Below are 20,740 nucleotides of genomic sequence, written 5' to 3' on the forward strand. Positions count from 1 at the left end.
CCCCATCTTTTCAGACCGGCGGACCGACCGCACTCTGGCGGGTAGCCGGGGCCGGGCGTACCTTGCTGCCATGAACTGGATCAGGCCGGATGATGCGGGCTATGACGATGCCCGGGCCCTCTTCAATGCGATGATCGACCGCAGGCCGGCGGTGATCGCGCAATGCGCCGGGGCCGATGACGTGCGGCAGGCCCTGGGCCTCGCCCGGAAACATAAACTGCCCGTCGCCGTACGTTCCGGCGGCCACTCCGTGGCCGGCATGTCCATGAACGACGACGGCCTGGTGGTCGATGTGCGGCCCATAAAGGACCTCCGAGTAGACCCGGAGGCCCGCACGGCGACCGTCGGAGCCGGGGTGACCTGGGGCGAATTCGACCGTTCGCTCCAGGACACAGGCCTGGCCGTCACGGGCGGCCGCGTTTCCACGACCGGGGTTTCCGGCTTCACCTTGGGCGGCGGCTCCGGTTGGCTGGAGCGGTCCTGCGGGCTCGCCTGCGACAACCTGGCCGCCGTCGACATGGTGACGGTCGACGGCGGGGAAGTCACCGCCAGCGCCGCCGAAAACCCGGAACTCTTCTGGGCCCTGCACGGCGGCGGCGGCAACTTCGGCGTGGCAACGTCCTTCACCTTCAACCTCCACCCCCTGCCGGCCGCTGTCCAGGCGGGCCTGCTGCTCTGGCCCGAAGCGGCGGGAACCGACGTCGCCAGGGCGTACCGCGACTTCGCGCCCGCCTCCCCGGAGCGGCTGGGCTCGGCGCTGGCGTTCCTTACGGCACCGGCGGAAGAAGCCATCCCGGAGCATTTGCGCGGCAGGAACGTGGCCGCCGTCGTACTCCTGTACGCCGGGGATCCAGGGGAGGGAGCGGAAGCGATCCGCCCGCTGCGGGAACTGCAGCCGGCCGCGGACCTGGTCCAGCCGATGCCCTATGCCGATTTCCAGTGCATGACCGACGACCCGCCGGGCAAGCACAACTACTGGACCGCCGACTGCCACGACACCTTCCCGGACCAGGCCCTCGAGGTCCTGGCCCGGTACGGCGCCTCGCGGCGGTCCGAGCTGGCGCAGCTGCTGCTGGTGCCGTGGGGCGGTGCCGTAGCGCAGGTTCCGGATGACGCCACGCCGCTGGCCAACAGGTCCGCCACGTGGGTGTCCCACCCCTTTGCCCTCTGGGAGGAACCGGAGCAGACGGCTGCCAGCATCGAGTGGGCGCGCGGCTTCCGGCGGGATGTTGCCGAATTCGCCACCGGCGGGGTCTACCTCAACTTCATCGGCCACGAGGGCCAGGACCGGGTGCGGGCCGCCTTCGGCGAGCGGAACTACGCCCGGCTGGCCCGGATCAAACGGGACTGGGATCCGGAGAACTTCTTCCGCGGTAACCAGAACATCGAACCGGCCGGGTAGGGCCGGGCTGTGGGAGACTGGGCGCATGCTTGTTGCGTTCTCCGTTGCCCCGTCAGGTTCCGCCCCCGCCGGCTATGCCGGAGCCAACCCCGATGCTTCGGTGCATGAGGCTGTTGCCGAGGCGGTGAAGATCGTCCGCGATTCCGGCCTGCCCAACCGCACAGACGCCATGTTCACCACTATCGAGGGCGAATGGGACGAGGTCATGGAGGTGGTCAAGCGGGCCACGGAGGCCGTGGGCAAGTACGGCAGCCGGGTCTCGCTGGTCCTGAAGGCGGACATCCGGCCCGGCTACAGCGGCGAACTGACGGGCAAAGTGAAGCGGCTTGAGAAGGCCATCGAAGAGACCAGCTGACCATGCTCGAGGTGCCGGCCGACGTCCAAGATGGCACCGGGCCGCAGCCGGTGCCACACTGGCTCTATGGCTGCCCACAACACCGCATGGAACGAAGTCGAAACCTACCTTGCCGACACCCTGGTCCGCAGCGACGACGCGCTTAAGGAAGCTGTCCGCGCCACCGCCGAGGCCGGCATGCCCGCGATCGAGGTGGCCCCGACGCAGGGCAAGCTGCTGATGCTGCTGGCCCGGATCCGCGGTGCGCGCCGGGCGCTGGAAATCGGTACCCTCGGCGGCTTCAGCACCATCTGGCTGGCCCGCGGCCTGCCCGACGACGGCACGTTGGTGACCTGCGAGTACGAACCCCGGCATGCCGCCGTCGCACAGGCCAACCTGGAACGCGCCGGCGTCGCGCACAAGGTGGACATCCGGGTCGGCGCCGCCCTGGACACCCTGCTGCAGCTGGACGCCGCGGCGCCGTTCGACCTGGTGTTCATCGATGCGGACAAGGCCAACAACGCCAACTATGTCGACGCCGTCCTGCGCCTTACGCGGTCCCGGAGCCTGATCATCGTGGACAACGTCGTCCGCGACGGCTCGGTGCTGGGCGACGGAACCCGGGAGGACGGCAGCGTGGACGAGGACGTCCGCGGCACCCGGAAGGCACTGGAGCTGCTGGGCTCCGATCCGCGCCTGGACGCCACCGCCATCCAGACGGTCGGTTCCAAGGGCTGGGACGGCTTCGCGCTCGCGGTGGTCAACTGAGCCGGTACGCTGGATCCATGATTCCCATCGCCATCCGCCGCGCTGAACCGGCCGATGTCGAGGCGATGGTCCGGATGCATATCCAGGCCTGGCGGGAAAGCTACTCGGCCCTGCTCTCCGCCCAGTTCTTTGCCCGCCAGGAGGAGCTGTTCGCCGGGCGGGTGCGGCGTCACCAGGAAGCCATCGCAGCCGGGGAGATGCAGACCTGGCTGGCCATGGACGACGGCGGTATCGCCGGTTTCGCCGTGGCCGGCCCCGCCCGGGACCAGGACCTGGCGGCCCGCCTGCCGCTGGAGCTCTACTCGATCTACTGCCTTCAGCGGGTCCACGGCCTGGGCGTGGGGCGGGCCCTGCTGGACTGTGCGATCGGCGCCGCACCGGCCTACCTCTGGGTTCTGGAGGAGAACCCGCGCGCGCAGCGCTTCTACCGCAAGAACGGATTCGAGGCTGACGGAGCGCGCCAGCTGCTGTCCGGCCTGTGGGAGAACCTGGCGGAGGTCCGGATGGTCCGCCAGGCAGGGCAGCCGGGCTGATGGGCCGTGCCAGAGGCGGCGCCGGGACGGCGGGTCCGGTCGAAGGCGTCTTTGAGATCGACACCGGCCACTGCGAACTGACCCGCGACCGCCTGAACGACGACGGGTGGATGCTGCGGATCAACGGCGTCCAGAGTTCGCACATCAACCTGGCGGATCCGCTGCAGCTTGAGTTCGAATACATGCGCTGGATCGATGCCCTGGTCCAGGCGCGCTGGGAGCACTCCTTCCGCCTGCGCGCGCTGCACCTGGGCGGCGGCGCCTGCTCGCTGGCCCGCTGCTTCGCCGCCGCCTACCCCAATGCCCGGCAGGTCGTCGTCGAACTTGACGGCCGGCTCGCCGAACTGGTGCGCAGCTGGTTCGACCTGCCCCGTGCCCCGCTGCTGCGCATCCGGGTGGGGGAAGCCCGCCAGGTGACCGAATCGCTGACGGAATCGAGCCGGGACCTGATCATCCGCGATGTCTTCGCGGGCAGCGAGACCCCGCGGCCGCTGACCACCGCCGAGTTCACCGCGCAGGTCCGCCGGGTGCTGGCACCGGGCGGCCTGTACGCGGTCAACTGCGGGGACGGCCCCAACCTGGCGCTGGCCCGGGCCGAGGCGGCAACCATCAGCGCCGCCTTCGAGTACACGGCGATCATCGCGGACCCGCCGATGCTCAAGGGCAGGCGGTACGGCAATGTCATCATCGCCGGCAGCGATACCCCTTTGGTGGCCGGGGACGCCTGGCCGCAGCTGGCGCGGCGGCTGCTGGGCGGGGCGATGCCGGCGCACCTGTGGGAAGATACGCAGGTTCGCCGTTTTGGCAAGGGCTCGCGGGTCCTCAGCGACGAAAAACGTGAATACTAAGCTCGCTTGTCATAGTGGTACCCCTTTGGCCGGGTTGAATGTATTATCGATTTGAAGGCCATCCTCACAGATGGCCTGCGCGCCTGGAGATACTCCCATCCGGAGTTATCTTCAGAGGCAGGTAACTGAATACAGGCTTCACACACTTTGGATGGTGGCTGGAGCGCGAGCTTTACCTGCTCAGCCGGCTCAAGGCCGGCGCCGGGTGCCGGAACCGATTATCTAATCCCCCCCAAGTTGGATAACGGACCGGCACCCCGGTCTGTTAACGGACAACTTCTTAACGGACATTTGAGGCACGCTGCTACACCCGTCCCAGCAGTTGGTCCTCATAGGCATCGGCCGCCTCGCGGAGGGCTTCGACCACGGCGGCCACCGCCGGCTGCCGGAGCGAATCCGGCCGGGCCACCAGCCAGTAGGCCAGGCGTTCGGCCACCGCGGCGGGCAGCAGCCGGACCAGATCCTCGTGGCGGTCGGCCATGAAGCAGGGCAGCAGTCCGATGCCCGCCCCCGCGCGGGTGGCCTCCACATGCACGAAGACGTTGGTGGAACTGACCGAATCCCGCATGCCCGGCAGCAGCCGCCGCGGGGTGTCCAGGCTGTCCACCTGCAGCATCGAATCAATGAAGTAGACCAGCGGGTGTGCCATGACCTCCTCCAGCGAACGCGGCGTGCCGTGTTCGCCCAGGTACGCGCGGGATGCATACAGCCCGAGCACGTAATCGCCCAGGTGCAGCGCCTGCGCCCGATGCACCTGCGGCCGGCCGACAACCACCTCCAGGTCCAGGCCGGAGCGGTGCTGGGACGCCCGCCGCGTGGTCGCCACGATCTCCACGCTCAGCAGCGGGTGGCTGCGCTGCAGCCGGGCCATCGCAGGTGCGGCGATGTAGGCGGAGAACCCGTCCGTGGCGCTCATCCGCACGACGCCGGCCAGCTGGGCGGCAGCTCCGCCGTCGTCCGCCAGGGCCGCGACGGCGGCGGCAACGTTTTCCGCCGCCTCAGCCGCCCGCTGTCCCAGTTCCGTCAGTTCCCAGCCGCCGGAGGCGCGGACCAGCACATGGCCGCCGAGGCATTTTTCCAGCGCACTGATCCGGCGCGAGACCGTGGTGTGGTTCAGGCCCAGGTTCTCCGCTGCGGTGGTGAAGCGGCCGCTGCGGGCCACCGCACGCAGGATCAGCAGGTCGTCCGGGTTCGGCAGCGGGATGGAAGCGTTCATATCTGCATTTTCGCAGATCGACTCTGCGGTATTTGTCATTGAAGCCCGCGCTCTGTGCAGGAATACTCAGTGAAAGCCAATGTGTGGTTTGCATCACCAATGTCAGCGTCGACAACAGCAGAAGGAGACATCCATGAGCGTGAACCAGCGCTCCGCCGCAGGGCAGGCCGGGGCCCAGTCCGCCGGGGAGAGCACTTCGGGATTGAAGAAGATCGTGTCCGCCTCCATGGTGGGGACGGTCGTCGAATGGTACGAGTTCTTCCTCTATGCCACGGCGGCCAGCCTGGTCTTCGGCACCTACTTCTTCCCCAGCACCGGCAGCGAGCTGGACGGCATCATCGCAGCGTTCCTGACCTACGCCGTCGGATTCGTGGCCCGGCCGCTGGGCGGCATTGTCTTCGGCCAGATCGGGGACAAACTGGGCCGCAAGCACACCCTGCAGCTGACCATCGTGCTGGTCGGCGTCGCCACCTTCCTGATGGGCTGCCTGCCCGGCTTCGATACCATCGGCTACTGGGCTCCGGCCCTGCTGGTGGCGCTGCGCTTCATCCAGGGCTTCGCCGTCGGCGGCGAATGGGGCGGTGCCGTTCTGCTCGTCGCCGAGCACAGCCCCAACAAGTCCCGCGGATTCTGGTCCAGCTGGCCGCAGGCCGCCGTGCCGGTGGGCAACCTGCTCGCCACGCTGGTGCTGCTGAGCATGTCCTGGATCCTGCCGTCGGACCAGTTCCTCGGCTGGGGCTGGCGCGTGGCCTTCTGGCTGTCCGCAGTCATCGTGGTCATCGGCTACTACATCCGTACCCACGTCTCCGAAGCACCGATCTTCCTGGAGGCCCGCGCCCAGGTAGAGGCGGAGAAGGCCGTCAGCTACGGGGTGCTGGAGGTCGTCAGGAAGTACCCCCGGGGCATCCTGGGCGCCATGGGCCTGCGCTTCGCGGAGAACATCCTCTACTACATCATCGTCAGCTTCTCGATCGTCTACCTGAAGACCGTGCATGCCTACGACACGAGCCAGCTGCTGCTGGCCCTGCTCGTGGCGCACGCCGTCCACTTCGCGGTGATTCCGCTGGTCGGGCGGCTCTCCGATTCGATGGGCCGGCGCCCGGTGTACCTGGCCGGAGCGGTACTCGGCGCCACTTGGGCCTTCTTCGCCTTCCCGATGTTCGACACGCAGAACCCGCTGGTCATCATCCTGGCCGTCACGATCGGTCTGTGCTTCCATGCGCTGATGTACGCCGGCCAGCCGGCGATCATGGCGGAAATGTTCCCCACACGGATGCGCTATTCGGGCGTCTCGCTGGGTTACCAGGTGACCTCCATTGTGGCAGGCTCCATGGCGCCGATCATCGCCACGGCGCTGCTGCGGGACACCGGTTCCTGGCTGGCGGTTGCCCTGTACATCACCGTCGCCTGCGCCATCACGGCCGTCGCCGTCGTCACGCTCAAGGAAACCAGGGGTGTTTCCCTGCGCGACGTCGATGCCGCCGATGCGCTCCGCCACGGCCTTGCCCCGGTGAAGTGAGGTGGCTGCCATGAGCGATTCACAGCAGCCCCTGGCCGGCCGCACGGCTCTGGTGACGGGCGGCGCGAGCGGCATCGGCGCGGCCTGCGCCCGGGCGCTCGCCGCCCGGGGCGCAAAGGTTACGGTCGCGGACCTGGATGAAGTGGGCGCCAAGACCCTGGCGCACGAGATCGACGGCGAGGCCTGGGCCGTCAACCTGCTGGACACCGCCGAGCTTGCCGGCCTATCCCTGCAGACGGACATCCTGGTCAACAACGCCGGCATCCAGGTGGTCCGGCCCATCCACGAGTTCGACCCGGCGGATTTCCACCGGATCATCACGCTGATGCTGGAGGCACCGTTCCTGCTGATCCGCGCCGCGCTGCCGCACATGTACGCGCAGAACTTCGGCCGCATCATCAACGTGTCCTCGGTGCACGGGCTGCGGGCCTCCGCGTTCAAGGCGGCCTATGTCTCCGCGAAGCACGGGCTCGAGGGGCTGTCCAAGGTCACCGCGCTGGAGGGCGGCCCGCACGGGGTCACCAGCAACTGCGTGAACCCGGGCTACGTCCGCACCGCTCTGGTGGAGAACCAGATCGCGGACCAGGCTAAGGTGCACGGCGTCAGCGCGGCGGAGGTGCTTAGCCGGATCATGCTCACCGAGAGCGCCGTCAAGCGGCTGGTGGAGCCGGCGGAAGTCGGGTCCCTGGTCGCTTGGCTGGCCGGGAACGACGCCGGCATGGTCACCGGCGCCTCCTACACCATGGACGGCGGCTGGACCGCCAGCTAGCGTCCGCACTCCCGCCGCTTGCACTCTGGCCTGTTTGCCCCGCCGTTGGCCCACCTACCCCGGTTCGCTCAGCAGCACGCGCACGTCTGACGACTCAGACGTGCGCGTGCTGCTGACTCATGGTGAGGGCGGGAAGCCGATCGGGCAGTTCGTCAGCCGAGGCCGATGAGCTGCTCGATCGGACCGATGCCGAAGTAGATGACGAACGCTCCCGCCACGGCCCACATCAGCGGGTGGACGTCCTTGGCCCGTCCCTGGAAGGCGCGGATGAGTACGTAGGCGATGAACCCCGCGCCTAAACCGTTGGCGATCGAGTACGTGAACGGCATCAGGGTGAACGTCAGGAACGCCGGGATCGCCAGGCCAAGATCGGACCAGTCGATCCGGTGCACCTGGGAAGCCATCATGAAACCGACGACGACGAGCGCGGGGGCCACGGCCTCGAACGGCACCAGGTGGATCAGCGGGGTGAAGAACACCGCCACCACGAAGAGCAGGCCGGTCACGATGCTCGCCAGCCCCGTGCGCGCCCCCTCGCCGATGCCAGCGCCGGATTCCACGTAGATCTGGTTTGAGGAGACCGATGCTCCGCCGCCGGCGATCGCGCCGAAGGCGTCGACCAGCAGCACCCGGTCCACGTTGGGCATGTTGCCCTCCTTGTCCGCCAGGCCGGCTTCATTGGCCAGGCCCACCATGGTGCCCATGGCGTCGAAGAAGATGCTGAGCAGGATGGCGAAGGCCAGCAGCGCTGCGGCCAGGCCGCCGAGGTTCTGGAAGGCGCCGAAAAGGCTGACCTGTCCAATCAGGCTCAGGTCCGGGGCCTCCCAGGCCGGCAGGCCGGGGACCACCAGGGACCAGCCGGCCGGGTTGGCCGGCTGGGCGCCGGGATGGGCCACGGCCTCGATAACCAGCGCCAGGATCGTGGAGGCGACGATGCCGATCAGGATCGCGCCGCGGACCTTGCGGACCACCAGGCCGATGGTCAGGACGAGGCCGAAGATGAAAACCAGGGTGGGCCAGCCGACCAGCCTGCCGTCGAAGCCCAGGCCCACAGGAACGGTGGTCCCGGCGACATCCGGTACGCGCCGGACAAAGCCGGCGTTGACCAGGCCGATCAGCGCGATGAACAGGCCGATGCCCACGACGATAGCCGTCTTGAGGCTGGCGGGCACGGCGTTGAACACAGCCGTCCGGAAGCCGGTGAGGACCAGGATCAGCATGGTGATGCCGGAGAGCACTACCAGACCCATCATGTCCGGCCACGTGAGCCCTGGGTTGGTGGCCACCGTGACGGCGGCGAAGGCGTTGACACCCAGGCCTGCGGCCAGCGCGAACGGGTACTTGGACCAGGCGCCCATCAGGATGGTCAGAATGCCGGCCACCAGGGCGGTGGCCGCCGCAACCCGGGCGTGGCCTAGTTCGGCGCCGGTGGAATCGGCGCCGCTGAGGATGAGCGGGTTCAGGACCACGATGTAGCTCATGGCGAAGAAGGTGGCGAAGCCGCCGCGGATCTCGCGGGAGATATTGGAGCCCCGCTCCGTGATCTTGAAGTACCGGTCCAGTGCCGAGCCCTGTTTGAGCCTGGCCCCTTGTTCGAGCATGACAGTGTCCTCTGCAGGTGGGAGGGGGAAGGTTTCAGCAAGAATCCTACCGCCCGCACTTGCCGTCCAGTTGTGCCGCTGGCCTACGCTTGAAGGGTGACTATGCATGTTGAAGCCAGGTACTTGCCGCCCGCCACTGCCCGCTCCAAGCCGTCCCGCAGCATGTCCGACGCCCTGCCGGCCGTCGTTCCCGCCGTTCGCCGGACGGCGGCCATCCTGCTGGCGCTGCTGCTGGCGGCCTGGGCGGTGCTCCTGCCGGCGGCTCCGGCGTCGGCCCACGACCAGCTCACCGGCCAGAATCCCGCGGTGGACGCCACGGTGGCGCAGATGCCTGAGGAGATCACGCTGACGTTCTCCAATAACCCCGTCGCCCTGGGGTCGCAGATCCAGATCAACGACGGCGGCGGCAACAGCTGGGCGGAAGGCTCAACGGAGATTGTGGATAACACCGCCTCGCAGGCAGTCCGGGCCGATGCGCCTGCCGGTACGTACACCGTGGCCTGGCGGGTGGTCTCCTCCGACGGCCACCCCATCGAAGGAACGTTCAATTTCACGGTCTCCGAGGGATCCGCAGGCGCGGGCGCCGGGACCGCGGCTCCGATCGAGACCGGCACGCCGGAGTCAGCGCCCGACAGCACCTCGGTGCAGCAGGACATTCCCTGGAGTGTCATCGGCATGATTGCAGTACTGGTGGTGCTCGGCGTCATCATCGCCGTCATGGCCAAGCGCCGGCTGGGGCGGCCCGGCCAGTAGCGGCTCCGCCACAGGCAGGCCCGGCCTCCGTCCTCTGGCTATGGAGGGCCTGAACGGTAAGCTAGAAGCACTGGGCGTAGATGCCAATTGTCGCAACTCCAAGGAGGCAGGGACCATGAGTGAAGCTGCAGCTGGACGTGGAATGGGCAGTGTTCGACGCGGAATAGTGGCCGGTGTTGACGGTTCGGATCAGAGTCTGTGCGCCTTGGTGTGGGCTGCCAGGGAAGCGGAAAAGCGCCGGACCCCCCTGCATATGGTTTCGGCCTACACGGTTCCGGTCTTCGCGGCCTCGAGCATGGACGCGGGCTACGCCACCGTGGATGATGCGGTGATCCGCGAGGGCGCCGAAGCGGTCCTGAAGCAGGCAGCCACCAGGATTTCCAATTACGACATCGAAGTCCACGCCAGCGTGGAAACCGGCGACGCCGCCGGAGTGCTGCTGGAGCTGTCCGAGGAAGCGGAGCTGATGGTCGTCGGCACCCGCGGGCGCGGCGGTTTCGTCGGCCGTCTGCTGGGTTCGGTCTCCAGCGCGCTGCCGGCGCACGCCAAGTGCGCCACCGTCACGGTCCCGCTCAGCGCCGCAGCCCGGCTCGACGATGCCGGCGTGCAGGCCCCGGCCAAGGAGAAGCACGAGATCCCGGTCGAGGTTGAGCACGTCGTCGCGGTCGGCGTCGATGGCTCCGAACAGGCCCGGAAGGCGTCGCTGGTGGCTGCGGAGCAGGCAATGCGCTGGGGCTATCCGCTGCATGTCATTTGTGCGCTGCCGCCGTTCACCGGCTCACTGGCTTGGGTCCCGGCTCCGCTGGATCGGGAGGCCCTGCACGAGGACGTCTATGCGCAGCTGGAGGCCGGCAAGAAATGGCTGCATAGCCACTTCCCCGGGCTCACCATCACCACCGAACTGGTGGACGGCCCGCCGGTGGAGGTACTGATCGAGGCCAGCCGGAAGGTGGAGCTGCTGGTCGTTGGTTCCCGCGGCCGAGGGGGATTCGCCGGCATGCTGCTGGGTTCCACCAGCCAGGGCGTACTTCACCATGCCAAGGGCCCGGTCATGGTGGTGCCGGACGAGGACGATCCGCGGCTGGCGGACCGCGCCGACTTCGGGCCGATGATGGCCTGACGCGCCGGGTCCCCGCCTCAGAAGAGCAGTACCAGGCGGCCGCGGACTCCACCGGCTTCGAGCCGGCGGTGGGCCTCGGGCGCCTTTTCCGCCGGCAGCGTGTCCGCCACACGGAGCGTGAGCAGACCGTCTTCCACCAGCCGCCGCAGCCGTCCCAGCTTTTCCTGTGAGTGGTACTCGTCGAAGACGCTGATCTTGTGGACGGTGATGCCCCGGCCGGGATCGCCGCTCCAGCTCCGCACCGTTGCGAAACCGCCGCCGTCCCTGACCGCAGCCGCTGCCTTCTCATTCAGGACCGCGGCGTCCGCTACGGCGTCGACGCCGTGGGGGAAGAGCGCGCGGATGCGCTCCGCCACGTCGTCGCCGCGCGACACCACGTGGTCCGGCCCCAGGCTCCGCACCAGGTCCCGGTCCTGCGGTCCGGCGTCGGCGACGACGGTCAAGCCGGCCTGCTTGGCCAGCTGCACCAGATAATTTCCGAGCGTTCCGGCCGCGCCGGTCACGGCGAGGGTCCGGCCGGGTTTCAGGTCCAGCTTTTCCAGGATCTGCCAGGCTGTGAGCCCGTTCATGGGCAGGGTTGCGGCTGCGGCAAAGTCGGCGCCCGCCGGCACGCGGGCCATGGAATCGGCCGGCCCCACCAGGTATTCGGCATAGGCGCCGCGGTGCTCACCGAACGGCAGGGCGATGGCCATGACCCGGTCGCCGACCTGCCAGGGGCTGTTGCCGCCGACCTCGTCGACAATACCGGCCGCGTCCATCCCGGGAACGTAGGGCGGCTGCTGGCCGCCGGTGCCGCGGGCGCCGGACCGCACCACGGTGTCCGTCGGATTCACAGCGGCAGCCTTGACCCGGATGCGGACCTCGCCGGGACCCGCATGCGGCTCGGGCGCCTCCAGCACGGTGAGGACCTCCGGCCCTCCGAATTCCTTGATTCCAATGATCTTCATGCCGGGGTTGACCTCTCAGGCTGGACGCGTAGGGGAAGCTTAGGCGTGGTGCCGGCTTTCGTGCACCGCGTGCTCCGCCGGTTCCAGCTGGAATGTGCAGTGCGCGGTGTCGAAGTGGTTGCCCAAGCAGTGGCTGAGCCGGTCCAGTACCCGGTCCATGCCTTCGGCGGACAGCGTATCGTTGTCCACTACGACGTGGGCCGAGAACACCGGCACGCCGGACGTGATGGTCCAGATGTGGATGTCGTGCACGTCGACCACGCCCTCGGCACTCATGATGTGTTCGCGGATCTGCTCCGGATCAACACCCTTGGGCGTCGCCTCCAGCAGGACGTCGATCACCTCCCGCAGCAGGCTCCATGCCCGCGGGACGATCATGATGGCGATCAGCACCGAAGCGATGGTGTCCGCCTGGTTGAAGCCGGTCAGTGCGATGACGACGGCGGCGGCGATCACCGCGAGGGATCCCAGCAGATCGCCCAGCACCTCAAGGTAGGCGCCGCGGACGTTCAGGCTGTCCCGGTGCCCGCCGTGCAGGATCAGCAGCGACAGCAGGTTGGCCGCGGCACCAATGGCGGCGGTGACCAGCATGGTGTCGGTCTGGATCTGGGGCGTCTCGCCGAGCCGGCGGATGGCCTCGATGAAGATGGTCACCGCGATGACCATCAGCAGGACCGCATTGGCCAGGGCGGCCAGGATTTCCGCGCGCTGGTAGCCGTAGGTGCGCCGGGCCGTCGCCGGGCGGGCAGCGATCCAGGCTGCCAGCAGCGCCAGGGAGACGCCCGCTGCGTCGGAGAGCATGTGGCCGGCGTCCGCCAGCAGGGCGAGGGAACCGGACAGGACGGCGCCGATCACCTGGACGACGACGACGGCCAGCGTGATGGCAACGACCAGAAGGAGGCGGCGGCGGTGCTTCGCCGTCGCTGTCATCGGCTGCTGGATGCCGTGGCTGTGTCCGTGCCCCATGAATCAACAGTAGCGGGTTCAGCCCCAGCCCAGCTCGTGCAGCCGCTCGTCGTCGATCCCGAAGTGGTGGGCTACCTCGTGGATCACCGTGATCAGCACTTCCTCGATGACTTCCTCGCGGGTTTCACACATCCGCAGGATCGGCTGGCGGAAGATCAGGATCCGGTCCGGCAGCGATCCCGCCGCCCACCAGGAGTCCCGTTCCGTCAGCGGGGTACCCTCATAGAGCCCCAGCAGCTCGGTGTCCGGGTCCTCGTCCGGACGGGGCACGTACTCTTCCTCGATGAAGATTGCGACATTGGACATCGCGCGCGCCAGCGATTCCGGTATGCGGTCGATGGCGTCGTCGACGGCATCCTCGAATTCGGACAGCGGCATGTCTATGGGCACGTACAGAACCTTACCCAGCCACGCCGGGGTACCGCCGTCGTAATCCCGCATCCACCCCCACTGAAGCCTCCTGCTGGTGGGCGCCGGGCCCGATTTTGTTAATTCGCTATTTACCCCCTATAGTTTTAGAGGTCCACAACGGGAACGCTTCCACGGGGAAACTCGCGGCTGTGAACCGGATTGGTCCAAAGGCCCCCATCGTCTAGCGGCCTAGGACACCGCCCTTTCACGGCGGCGGCACGGGTTCGAATCCCGTTGGGGGTACTCATGAGGGGCATCACCTTCGGGTGGTGAATCCCCGGCAGAAATGCTGGTAGGATTGACTCTCGTGAAATGCAAGGCCCTGTAGCGCAGTTGGTTAGCGCGCCGCCCTGTCACGGCGGAGGTCGCGGGTTCAAGTCCCGTCAGGGTCGCTTCGGCGACTTGGAAGATTTTCCGGGTTGTCTTCGGCAAGAAATTGCCGAGGCTCTGTAGCTCAGTTGGTAGAGCGTTCGACTGAAAATCGAAAGGTCACCGGATCGACGCCGGTCGGAGCCACCACAGGTGGATGAGCACCGCAATCATGGCCAGGACCCCAGGGTTCTGGCTTTTGTTGTTTAACCCGCCATTCGGGACCGCCTTGATGCTGCAGCGTCCGATGTGCGTTTCATCAAGGTCCGGAACCTGGACCGCCGGCCGGCCGTTCTGCCTTAGAGGGGAGGCCTGGATTCATTTGACCTGCACGAAGTACATGCCGCGCCGCGGCCGGGGCGCGGTCCTTGCCTTGCTCGCCGGCTCCCTGCTGGTCAGCGGTGCCGGCTGCTCCGCGCCTGCCGGACCCGCCGGTACAACGGACCGTACCTCGGGTGCCTTGGTGCAGCCGCCGACGTCCCGGCAGCTTCCGTCCTCGCCCCAGCAGGCGCAGACCGTCGCCCCGTCCGGCCGGCCCGCCCCTGGGGCACCCGGCCAGCCCGGTGTGCAGGACCCCGCCTGCGCGGACGCTGCCGCGAGCCTGGCCTTCATCGGCATTGCTCCCTTCCGGCTCCTGGACGGCGCCGAAGCCGGCCAGTTGGATGAATTCGCCGAAGAGGCCCGCGAACTGCGGGACAAGGTTCCGGCGGACCTGAAGGCGGATGCCAGCCGACTGGAGGCGGTCCTGGCGTACGACGGCGGCGGGACCGGAACGCTGCAGGGAACCTTTGATCGTCCCGGCTTCAACCAGGCCGTCAACTCCATCCAGGGATGGATCGACCGCACCTGCGGCTACTAGCACCTCCCTGCCGGCGCCTGCTGTGCTGTCCACCTGCTGCGCTGTCCACCTGGTGCGCTGTCCACCTGGTGCGCTGAGGACCGGATGCAATGTCGGCGGCACGGACTAGGCTTGGGCACAAGAGAAAGGTGTACATGTTGGACGAAACGCAGAACCTCGAACCCGCGGGAGGCTCGCCGCTGCCGCCGTCCGGAGAGCGTGCGCTGCCGGCGGGCGTGCCGCCTGCCCGCGATCCCCAGGTCCCCGCCGCGCCGCGGGTGACCGGCCGCAACGTCATTTCCGAACCCGCCGTCGCCAAAGTGGTGGCGGTGGCGGCGCGCGCCGTTCCGGGCGTCTACGCCCTCGGCTCCGGTGGCGGACGCGCGCTCGGCGCGCTGCGGGATGTCGTCGGCGCCGGTGATCTCACCCAGGGCGTCCACGTCGAAGTGGGGGAGAGCCAGGTCGCCGTCGACATCAACCTGGTGGCGATCTACGGGGACCCGCTCCCGCAGATCGCCAACCGCGTGCGCGCGGCCGTGTACGCCGCAGTGGAGAAGCTGGTGGCAATGAATGTCATCGAGGTAAACGTGGAGATCAACGATGTGCATGTGCCGGGGCTGCAGGAAGCCAAAGGCGGCGAGAAGCCGGCACCCCCGTCCGCAGTCCAGCCGTAGGCCGCAGGGAAGATCACTGCAAGGAAGTAGGGAACACCGTGAATCCTACCGTCGTCGGTATCGCCGTTGGAGCAGTCCTGGCGTTCAGCGCCCTGCTGTTCAATTTCTGGGGATTCCTGCTGGTGGCGCTGTTCATGGCCATCGGAGCCCTGGCCGGCCGGGCGGCCGAGGGCAAACTGGACTGGCGCGGCGTGCGCGATGCCCTGACCGGCCGCCGCTCCTCGTCATGACAGGGGCAACCGGAGTTTCCGGACCAGCCGGAACCGTGCCCCTGACGGCCGCGGACTCCGGCGAAGACCAGCCGTACGTGGGGCACAACCGGATCAGCAGCCAGGCGCTGACCAGCGTGGCCCAGGCCGTTGCCGGCGAAGTGCTGCGGGTGCCCGCCCACCAGGTCCGGGTGACGTGGACGGATGACCAGGGTTATCTGGCGCTGGCCCTGGCCATGCCCATCGGTATTCCGCCGCTGGCGAAGGTGGCCCGGGACCCGTCCCTGGTCCAGGGCTTTGGCGGGACCATCCGGGCACGCGGCCACGCGGCCAAACCGATCATCCTTGAGCGCGTGTCCCGGCTGAGCGGATCCCGGCTCAGCCGCGTTGACATCCGCTTCACCGGGGTCTTCACAGTGGAAGGAGGGCGCGTGCGATGACGGGCGGCGAACTGAACCGCAGGATCGTCCGCCGGGAAATGACCTCGTCCCGGGCGATCGCGTCGGTGATCGCAGCGGTACTGGTTTCGCTGGCCTGCCTCTATGCGATGCTGGAAACCGCGCTCAAGGCGCTGGGCGAGGACGAATGGCTGCTGGCCCCGGAAACCGCCGGCGCCTGGATCCGGGACCTGCCCTCGGGCATCCAGCCGCTGCTGCTCGGTGCGGCCGGTGCCGTGCTGTTCATCGTCGGGTTGCTGTTCTTCCTGCAGGGCATCCTGCCGGGGCGCCGGGCCCGGCACGTGATCCCGAACCCGCGGGCCGCCGTCGTAGTCGATGCGGAGATGGTGGCGTCCTCGCTGGCGCGCCGCGCGCGGATGATCGCGGGAGTGACTCCGGAACAGGTGCTTGTGACCGTCTCGCGCCGGCTGGTGGAGGTGCAGTTGCGCCCCACCTCCGGATTTCCGGTCAGTCCCGAGCGGGTGCAGGCAGCTGTGGAGGATGAGCTGCGGCGGACCTTCGTGGATCCGATGCCCCAGGTGCGCGTCCGCATTGCCGGAAGCGGGGTGATCGGGCAATGAACCAGACCCCCCGGAAACTCAACCACATTCTGCTGGCGCTGTTCGGGGCGCTGCTGATGCTCGCCGGCGCGCTCGCCGTCGTGCTGGCGGCGGTGCCGGCGGCCCGGGGCTGGTGGGGGGAGCTGGCGCGCGCCGTGGAAGCGCGGCTGGACGCGCTGTTCACCGCCACGACCCTGCCGGGGCAGAAGGACAGCTGGCTCTGGATCGTGATCACGCTGCTGCTGATCGCGGTGATCGTGCTGATGGTTGCCTGGGTGGCGGCCCAGGGCAAGGGGCGCACCGGTGACCTGGTGACCGATTACGACGACGATGACGGCGTCCCCGGGGCCATCTCGCTGAGTGCCGGTGTGGCGGAGCATGCGCTCAAGACCGCCCTGCAGGAGCGGCCGGACATTGTGCACGCCGCCGTGGCCACGTACGACTTCCAGGGCAGCCGGGCGCTGAAGATCCGGGTGCTGCCGCGCCAGGGTGTCCCGCCGTACCGCGTGGCGGACGACGTGTCCGTCCTGGTGGAGGCCATGGACCTGGTGGTCGGCTCCGAGTCCCCGGTGCTGATCAGCATCGGGCCGGCGCGGGCACGCCTGGTTCGCCCCGACCGCGTCCGCTAGCTCAGGCGAGGCTTTAGCTGGCGCGGGCCAGTTGGCGGATGGGGATCCAGCGGGAGGCGAGCCGGCGGTAGGCGGCCGCCGCGCCGGTCATATCCCCCTCGGCCAGGCATTCGATGCCGACCCGGACGTCGGAGGGCGAATCGTCCGGATGGACCGTATCGGCGACCCTGCCATAATCCAGCTCCACGATGGATTCCGGGCTGAAGGTTTCCAGCCATTCGGCCAGTTCGGTCAGTTCGTCCAGCAGGTCCAGTTCCGGGGCGGCAATGGCCAGGCTCGCTACGGCGTACTTGGCCCGTTCGATGCACTGCTGCACCGGAGCGGTGATCCGCACCGTGCGGACCCGGCCCTCCTCCTCGATGACCTCGGTGTGGTCTTCCTCCTGCAGCAGCACGAACCAGCCGAAGGGAACGCCCCAGGTGGCGGAACGGGTGTGCAGCTTGGACAGCGAATCCGCAAAGGCATCCGGGTCGATGCGTTCCTGGTGGGCCGTCTGCGCGGCATCGGGCAGCAGCACATCCAGCAGCGGTCCGCGGATGCTCTGCTGGAGCGATTCGGCGGCCAGCGTGGTCCGGACCACCAGCTGGTTGGGGCAGTAGAAGGGAGTGGTGATGCCACTGGCGGCGGGGTAGTGAATAACGCGGACCAGGTCCTCACCATGGTGCGGGAATGGGTCGGAGACCGGGCGAGTGATGCGCTGCACGGACTCGGTCCGTTCCTGCCGCTCGGTATCCTTGCGGTCCCGGCCGCGCTGAGCCATGATGATCAGCTGCTGCGCCTCGGAGAAGGAATCCAGCGGCTCATAGACACGAAGGTAGGAGACGAACGGGAAGGAGCGGTCTGCCCGTACATGGTTGTTTCCGCCCGGGGCCCTGGCTTCGTCCGTCACGCCACCTCCACGATCACGGGCGCATGGTCCGAAGCGCCCTTGCCCTTGCGTTCCTCCCGGTCAATCAGTGCGCCGGTCACGCGCGCGGCCAGCGCCGGCGATGCCAGGATGAAGTCGATGCGCATGCCCTCCTTTTTGGGGAACCGCAGCTGCGTGTAGTCCCAGTAGGTGTAGACGCCGGGACCGGGCGCATAGGGACGCACGACGTCGGTGTACCCGGCTTCGAGGAACGCCTTGAATGCCGCGCGCTCCGGCGGGCTGACGTGGGTGGCGCCTTCGAAGACCGCCATATCCCACACATCGTGGTCCTCCGGCGCCACGTTCCAGTCGCCCATCAGGGCGATCTGCGCCTGAGGATCCTCCGCAATCCACTTGGCCGCGTGGTTCTTGAGGGTGTCCAGCCACGCCAGCTTGTACGGCATGTGCGGATCCCCGAGCGCGCGTCCGTTGGGCACATAGAGGCTCCACACCCGGATGCCGCCGCAGGTCGCCGCGATGGCGCGGGCCTCCGCGATCTCTGGGTCGCCGAAGACGGGCTGGCCCACAAAGGTGCGTTCGACGTCGTCGAGCCCCACCCGGGACGCAATGGCGACGCCGTTCCACTGGCTCAGCCCGAAGTGGGCCACCTCGTAGCCGCTCTTCTCAAAGAGGTCCCACGGGAACTTCTCATCCGTCGCCTTGGTTTCCTGGATGGCGACGACGTCGACGTCGGAGCGCTGCAGCCAGGCTTCGACACGGTCGGCACGGGCACGGATGGAGTTCACATTCCAGGTAGCAATCTTCACGGTCTCTACGTTACCCAACCCGCACCGGATGCGTGTGCCGGAGGGGTGCCCCCGTGGGCGGGCAGCATCCCCCGCCGCAACTACGGCTGCTGGCGCCACCAGTCGTCGGCGATGGTCACCGGGGTGGTCCGCTTGTGCCGGGTCTGCAGGTACTTCTGCTCGATCCGCTCGGCGACCGCGACCGGAACCTCGCGGCCCTCAAGGTAGTCGTCGATCTGGTCATAGGTCAGGCCGAGTTCGTCCTCGTCGGTACGGCCGGGCCGGTCGTCCAGCAGGTCCGCGGTGGGAACCTTGGCGTGGAGCCGGTCCTCGGCGCCGAGCTCCTGCAGCAGCTGGCGGTTCTGCCGCTTGTTCAGCCCGTAAAGCGGCAGCACGTCCACGCCGCCGTCGCCGTACTTGGTGAAGAATCCGGTGACCGATTCGGCGCCGTGGTCCGTGCCGATCACCAGGTAGCCGTGCTGGCCGGCCAGCGCGTACTGGGCGATCATGCGGGAACGGGCCTTGATGTTGCCCTTCGTGAAATCGGAGACGTCCTCGCCGGTGGCCCGGGCATATTCGTCTTCGAAGCCGTCCACCGCTGCGGCGATGTTGTAGGTCCACTCGGTCATGGGCTGGATGAAGTCCATGGCGGCCTGCGCGTCCTGCTCGTCGTGCTGGACCTTGTACGGCAGCCGGACGGCGGCGAAGTTGGCCTCGATGCCTTCCTCCACCAGCTCGTTGACGGCTACCTGGGCCAGGGCGCCGGCCAGCGTGGAGTCCAGCCCGCCGCTGATGCCCAGAATGAAGCCCTTGGCGCCGGTGGCTTTGAGATAGTCCTTCAGGAAGGCCACCCGCTTGTTGATTTCCTCCGCCGGGTCAATGCTCGGCCGGACACCCATTTCGGAAATAATCTGAGCCTGGAGTTCGCGCATGGGGCCAGCCTACATCGCCTGAATTACCTGCGGATGACCCGCCGGACCGCGGTTAGGCGGACACCGCCACCGGGGCCGCCGTCGCCACCGGTGCCGGTCCCGTGGAGGAACGGACGGTCAGATGCGTGCCCAGTACCGCTTCCATCCGCTGCTGCGCGGCATAGCTGGGATTGATCTGGCCCAGCAGCAGGGTGGTGGCCACGCGCCCCGCCTGCTCCACCGGGGCCGTCACCGTGGTCAGCGGCGGATGGCAGAAGTCGGCACCGAAGATGTCATCGCAGCCCACCACGCTTATCTGTCCCGGAACGCTGATGCCGCGCTCGGCGAAACGCTGCAGCATGCCGATGGCGATGAGATCGTTGAACACGATGCAGGCGGTGGCCTGGCTGTACAGCGCCGCGTCGGCCGCGGCGGCACCGGAACGGGTGTTCGGGGCGAAGGAGCCGACCTCCAGCAGTGTGACGCCGTGCGATTCGGCCGCGGCACGCAGGGCGTCCAGGCGCAGCCGGTTCGGCCAGGACGTCGCGGGCCCGGCGACGTACGCGATGCTCCGGTGGCCCAGCGAGACCAGGTGGTTCAGTGCCTGGGCGGTGGCGGTGGGAGTGTCGATCACGACCGAGGCGACGCCGTCGACGCAGCGGTTGATGGTGACCGCCGGGAACTCCTTGGCGGCCGCGGCCAGCGCCTCATCCGTCAGCCTTGAGGCGCCGAAGATGACGCCGTCCGCAGATTTCCGCAGCTGCCGCAGGGCGGACAGTTCCACTTCCGCGGATTCTTCGGTATCGATCAGCAGCTGGGTATAGCCGGCGGCCTTCAGCTGCAGCTGCGTGCCGCGGATGATGTCGAAATAGAACGGGTTCGTAATATCCGGAACCAGCAGGGCGACGGCACCCGTCCGTCCCGAGCTCAGGGCACGCGCCTGTGAGCTGGGGATGTAGTTCAGCTCCTTGGCGGCTTTCTCGATCTTCTCCCGCGTGCGGAAGTTCACTCGGCCCGGGGTGGACAGAGCGCGGGACACTGTGGAGGCGGCAACGCCGGCCCGGGCTGCTACATCGTGGATGGTGGCAGGTCTGGTTGCGTCGCCGTCAGTCAATCCGCTCATGGCACGTTCCTCTCTGAACGAATGCGCAACATTCCGGCAGGGGAATGCGTAGACGGGTGGTTCCCGAAGGATAACCATATCCGCAACTTTTTGGCAACCGGTTGTCAAAATTCCCGGCCAAGGATAGTCTGCAGAGAGTGCCGCGGGCAG

Annotated in this window: 24 protein-coding genes and 3 tRNA genes; 18 read left to right on the forward strand and 9 right to left on the reverse strand. The window is 68.0% G+C overall.

Translation table 11 applies throughout. From position 1 onward, the window contains the following. Positions 1 to 70 precede the first annotated feature (70 nt). From AC5RWU_RS04535 to AC5RWU_RS04555, 5 genes are all read left to right on the forward strand, one after another. Positions 71 to 1,402 (forward strand): FAD-binding oxidoreductase, encoded by a 1,332-nt coding sequence (locus AC5RWU_RS04535; RefSeq protein ID WP_494030027.1) that lies wholly within the window; start codon positions 71 to 73, stop codon positions 1,400 to 1,402. A gap of 25 nt (positions 1,403 to 1,427) precedes the next feature. Further along, positions 1,428 to 1,757, forward strand: a complete 330-nt coding sequence (locus AC5RWU_RS04540; protein ID WP_494030026.1) for a thiamine-binding protein — start codon at positions 1,428 to 1,430, stop codon at positions 1,755 to 1,757. A gap of 66 nt (positions 1,758 to 1,823) precedes the next feature. Then, a complete protein-coding gene (locus AC5RWU_RS04545) occupies positions 1,824 to 2,504 on the forward strand; it encodes an O-methyltransferase (protein WP_494030025.1) in 681 nt (226 codons plus the stop codon). 17 nt (positions 2,505 to 2,521) lie between these two features. Continuing rightward, the gene (locus AC5RWU_RS04550; RefSeq protein ID WP_494030024.1) at positions 2,522 to 3,037 is read left to right on the forward strand and encodes a GNAT family N-acetyltransferase; all 516 of its coding nucleotides are present in this window, start codon (positions 2,522 to 2,524) and stop codon (positions 3,035 to 3,037) included. Continuing rightward, on the forward strand, positions 3,037 to 3,885 hold the full coding sequence (locus tag AC5RWU_RS04555; protein ID WP_494030023.1) for a spermidine synthase: 849 nt from the start codon (positions 3,037 to 3,039) through the stop codon (positions 3,883 to 3,885). Before AC5RWU_RS04550 ends, AC5RWU_RS04555 begins: the two co-directional genes overlap by 1 nt. Before the next feature lie 304 nt (positions 3,886 to 4,189). Here AC5RWU_RS04555 and AC5RWU_RS04560 read toward each other — a convergent pair whose 3' ends face one another. Then, complete coding sequence (locus tag AC5RWU_RS04560) at positions 4,190 to 5,101, reverse strand: LysR family transcriptional regulator (RefSeq protein ID WP_494030022.1); 912 nt, start codon at positions 5,099 to 5,101, stop codon at positions 4,190 to 4,192. A gap of 133 nt (positions 5,102 to 5,234) precedes the next feature. Between AC5RWU_RS04560 and AC5RWU_RS04565 the strand changes: the two genes are divergently transcribed. Further along, positions 5,235 to 6,620: an MFS transporter gene (locus AC5RWU_RS04565; RefSeq protein WP_494030021.1), complete on the forward strand. Its 1,386-nt coding sequence runs from the start codon at positions 5,235 to 5,237 to the stop codon at positions 6,618 to 6,620. 10 nt (positions 6,621 to 6,630) lie between these two features. Beyond that, entirely contained in the window at positions 6,631 to 7,389 is a 759-nt protein-coding gene (locus AC5RWU_RS04570; RefSeq protein WP_494030020.1) for a 3-hydroxybutyrate dehydrogenase, read from the forward strand. Positions 7,390 to 7,541: 152 nt separating this feature from the next. On the opposite strand, the gene AC5RWU_RS04575 is transcribed toward AC5RWU_RS04570, so the two are convergent. Further along, positions 7,542 to 8,990 (reverse strand): NCS2 family permease, encoded by a 1,449-nt coding sequence (locus tag AC5RWU_RS04575; RefSeq protein WP_494030019.1) that lies wholly within the window; start codon positions 8,988 to 8,990, stop codon positions 7,542 to 7,544. Positions 8,991 to 9,092: 102 nt separating this feature from the next. On the opposite strand from AC5RWU_RS04575, the gene AC5RWU_RS04580 reads away from it, so the two are divergent. Together AC5RWU_RS04580 and AC5RWU_RS04585 are read left to right on the forward strand one after the other, a co-directional pair. Beyond that, positions 9,093 to 9,743, forward strand: a complete 651-nt coding sequence (locus tag AC5RWU_RS04580; RefSeq protein WP_494030051.1) for a copper resistance CopC family protein — start codon at positions 9,093 to 9,095, stop codon at positions 9,741 to 9,743. A gap of 115 nt (positions 9,744 to 9,858) precedes the next feature. Beyond that, positions 9,859 to 10,863: a universal stress protein gene (locus AC5RWU_RS04585; RefSeq protein ID WP_494030018.1), complete on the forward strand. Its 1,005-nt coding sequence runs from the start codon at positions 9,859 to 9,861 to the stop codon at positions 10,861 to 10,863. 17 nt (positions 10,864 to 10,880) lie between these two features. On the opposite strand, the gene AC5RWU_RS04590 is transcribed toward AC5RWU_RS04585, so the two are convergent. From AC5RWU_RS04590 to AC5RWU_RS04600, 3 genes are read right to left on the reverse strand one after another with little or no spacing between them, the layout of a single operon-like run. Continuing rightward, positions 10,881 to 11,810, reverse strand: coding sequence for an NADP-dependent oxidoreductase (locus tag AC5RWU_RS04590; RefSeq protein WP_494030017.1), 930 nt, complete (start codon positions 11,808 to 11,810; stop codon positions 10,881 to 10,883). Positions 11,811 to 11,849: 39 nt separating this feature from the next. Further along, complete coding sequence (locus tag AC5RWU_RS04595) at positions 11,850 to 12,776, reverse strand: cation diffusion facilitator family transporter (RefSeq protein ID WP_494030016.1); 927 nt, start codon at positions 12,774 to 12,776, stop codon at positions 11,850 to 11,852. An 18-nt stretch (positions 12,777 to 12,794) separates the two neighbouring features. Continuing rightward, positions 12,795 to 13,154, reverse strand: a complete 360-nt coding sequence (locus tag AC5RWU_RS04600) for a metallopeptidase family protein (RefSeq protein ID WP_494030050.1) — start codon at positions 13,152 to 13,154, stop codon at positions 12,795 to 12,797. Between the two features lie 203 nt (positions 13,155 to 13,357). Between AC5RWU_RS04600 and AC5RWU_RS04605 the strand changes: the two genes are divergently transcribed. The 9 genes from AC5RWU_RS04605 (at position 13,358) to AC5RWU_RS04645 (ending at position 16,903) form a co-directional block, all read left to right on the forward strand. Beyond that, a tRNA-Glu gene (locus AC5RWU_RS04605) sits at positions 13,358 to 13,430 on the forward strand. 75 nt (positions 13,431 to 13,505) lie between these two features. Continuing rightward, positions 13,506 to 13,579 (forward strand) — tRNA-Asp (locus AC5RWU_RS04610). 51 nt (positions 13,580 to 13,630) lie between these two features. After that, positions 13,631 to 13,706 (forward strand) — tRNA-Phe (locus tag AC5RWU_RS04615). Positions 13,707 to 13,878: 172 nt separating this feature from the next. Continuing rightward, positions 13,879 to 14,415, forward strand: a complete 537-nt coding sequence (locus AC5RWU_RS04620; RefSeq protein WP_494030015.1) for a hypothetical protein — start codon at positions 13,879 to 13,881, stop codon at positions 14,413 to 14,415. 134 nt (positions 14,416 to 14,549) lie between these two features. Next, entirely contained in the window at positions 14,550 to 15,068 is a 519-nt protein-coding gene (locus tag AC5RWU_RS04625; RefSeq protein ID WP_494030014.1) for an Asp23/Gls24 family envelope stress response protein, read from the forward strand. A 38-nt stretch (positions 15,069 to 15,106) separates the two neighbouring features. Continuing rightward, positions 15,107 to 15,298 carry a DUF2273 domain-containing protein gene (locus AC5RWU_RS04630; protein WP_494030013.1) on the forward strand — a complete coding sequence of 64 codons (192 nt, stop codon included), beginning with the start codon at positions 15,107 to 15,109 and terminating at the stop codon, positions 15,296 to 15,298. A 41-nt stretch (positions 15,299 to 15,339) separates the two neighbouring features. Next, entirely contained in the window at positions 15,340 to 15,717 is a 378-nt protein-coding gene (locus tag AC5RWU_RS04635; RefSeq protein WP_494036933.1) for a hypothetical protein, read from the forward strand. After that, positions 15,714 to 16,295: a hypothetical protein gene (locus AC5RWU_RS04640; protein ID WP_494030011.1), complete on the forward strand. Its 582-nt coding sequence runs from the start codon at positions 15,714 to 15,716 to the stop codon at positions 16,293 to 16,295. Before AC5RWU_RS04635 ends, AC5RWU_RS04640 begins: the two co-directional genes overlap by 4 nt. Then, a complete protein-coding gene (locus tag AC5RWU_RS04645; RefSeq protein ID WP_494030010.1) occupies positions 16,292 to 16,903 on the forward strand; it encodes a hypothetical protein in 612 nt (203 codons plus the stop codon). The genes AC5RWU_RS04640 and AC5RWU_RS04645 overlap by 4 nt, the downstream gene beginning before the upstream one ends. 13 nt (positions 16,904 to 16,916) lie before the next feature. On the opposite strand, the gene AC5RWU_RS04650 is transcribed toward AC5RWU_RS04645, so the two are convergent. The 4 genes from AC5RWU_RS04650 to AC5RWU_RS04665 form a co-directional block, all read right to left on the reverse strand. Continuing rightward, entirely contained in the window at positions 16,917 to 17,792 is an 876-nt protein-coding gene (locus tag AC5RWU_RS04650; protein ID WP_494030009.1) for a DUF8083 family protein, read from the reverse strand. Continuing rightward, complete coding sequence (locus AC5RWU_RS04655; protein ID WP_494030008.1) at positions 17,789 to 18,577, reverse strand: exodeoxyribonuclease III; 789 nt, start codon at positions 18,575 to 18,577, stop codon at positions 17,789 to 17,791. The genes AC5RWU_RS04650 and AC5RWU_RS04655 overlap by 4 nt, the downstream gene beginning before the upstream one ends. Before the next feature lie 80 nt (positions 18,578 to 18,657). After that, on the reverse strand, positions 18,658 to 19,488 hold the full coding sequence (gene nadE / locus AC5RWU_RS04660) for an NAD(+) synthase (RefSeq protein WP_494030007.1): 831 nt from the start codon (positions 19,486 to 19,488) through the stop codon (positions 18,658 to 18,660). 52 nt (positions 19,489 to 19,540) lie between these two features. Beyond that, complete coding sequence (locus tag AC5RWU_RS04665; protein ID WP_494030006.1) at positions 19,541 to 20,590, reverse strand: LacI family DNA-binding transcriptional regulator; 1,050 nt, start codon at positions 20,588 to 20,590, stop codon at positions 19,541 to 19,543. Between the last annotated feature and the right edge of the window lie 150 nt (positions 20,591 to 20,740).

Source organism: Arthrobacter sp. B0427-1-12 (assembly GCF_059092905.1).

What these genes read in the sequence shown, in the direction of transcription:
- AC5RWU_RS04640 (WP_494030011.1), top strand. Translation starts at nt 15,714, where the DNA reads ATGACGGGCGGCGAACTGAACCGCAGGATCGTCCGCCGGGAAATGACC.
- AC5RWU_RS04590 (WP_494030017.1), bottom strand. Translation starts at nt 11,810, where the DNA reads ATGAAGATCATTGGAATCAAGGAATTCGGAGGGCCGGAGGTCCTCACC.
- AC5RWU_RS04540 (WP_494030026.1), top strand. Translation starts at nt 1,428, where the DNA reads ATGCTTGTTGCGTTCTCCGTTGCCCCGTCAGGTTCCGCCCCCGCCGGC.
- AC5RWU_RS04625 (WP_494030014.1), top strand. Translation starts at nt 14,550, where the DNA reads ATGTTGGACGAAACGCAGAACCTCGAACCCGCGGGAGGCTCGCCGCTG.
- nadE (WP_494030007.1), bottom strand. Translation starts at nt 19,488, where the DNA reads ATGCGCGAACTCCAGGCTCAGATTATTTCCGAAATGGGTGTCCGGCCG.
- AC5RWU_RS04645 (WP_494030010.1), top strand. Translation starts at nt 16,292, where the DNA reads ATGAACCAGACCCCCCGGAAACTCAACCACATTCTGCTGGCGCTGTTC.
- AC5RWU_RS04535 (WP_494030027.1), top strand. Translation starts at nt 71, where the DNA reads ATGAACTGGATCAGGCCGGATGATGCGGGCTATGACGATGCCCGGGCC.
- AC5RWU_RS04600 (WP_494030050.1), bottom strand. Translation starts at nt 13,154, where the DNA reads ATGCCGCTGTCCGAATTCGAGGATGCCGTCGACGACGCCATCGACCGC.
- AC5RWU_RS04565 (WP_494030021.1), top strand. Translation starts at nt 5,235, where the DNA reads ATGAGCGTGAACCAGCGCTCCGCCGCAGGGCAGGCCGGGGCCCAGTCC.
- AC5RWU_RS04580 (WP_494030051.1), top strand. Translation starts at nt 9,093, where the DNA reads ATGCATGTTGAAGCCAGGTACTTGCCGCCCGCCACTGCCCGCTCCAAG.
- AC5RWU_RS04585 (WP_494030018.1), top strand. Translation starts at nt 9,859, where the DNA reads ATGAGTGAAGCTGCAGCTGGACGTGGAATGGGCAGTGTTCGACGCGGA.
- AC5RWU_RS04550 (WP_494030024.1), top strand. Translation starts at nt 2,522, where the DNA reads ATGATTCCCATCGCCATCCGCCGCGCTGAACCGGCCGATGTCGAGGCG.
- AC5RWU_RS04570 (WP_494030020.1), top strand. Translation starts at nt 6,631, where the DNA reads ATGAGCGATTCACAGCAGCCCCTGGCCGGCCGCACGGCTCTGGTGACG.
- AC5RWU_RS04555 (WP_494030023.1), top strand. Translation starts at nt 3,037, where the DNA reads ATGGGCCGTGCCAGAGGCGGCGCCGGGACGGCGGGTCCGGTCGAAGGC.
- AC5RWU_RS04545 (WP_494030025.1), top strand. Translation starts at nt 1,824, where the DNA reads ATGGCTGCCCACAACACCGCATGGAACGAAGTCGAAACCTACCTTGCC.
- AC5RWU_RS04560 (WP_494030022.1), bottom strand. Translation starts at nt 5,101, where the DNA reads ATGAACGCTTCCATCCCGCTGCCGAACCCGGACGACCTGCTGATCCTG.
- AC5RWU_RS04665 (WP_494030006.1), bottom strand. Translation starts at nt 20,590, where the DNA reads ATGAGCGGATTGACTGACGGCGACGCAACCAGACCTGCCACCATCCAC.
- AC5RWU_RS04595 (WP_494030016.1), bottom strand. Translation starts at nt 12,776, where the DNA reads ATGGGGCACGGACACAGCCACGGCATCCAGCAGCCGATGACAGCGACG.
- AC5RWU_RS04575 (WP_494030019.1), bottom strand. Translation starts at nt 8,990, where the DNA reads ATGCTCGAACAAGGGGCCAGGCTCAAACAGGGCTCGGCACTGGACCGG.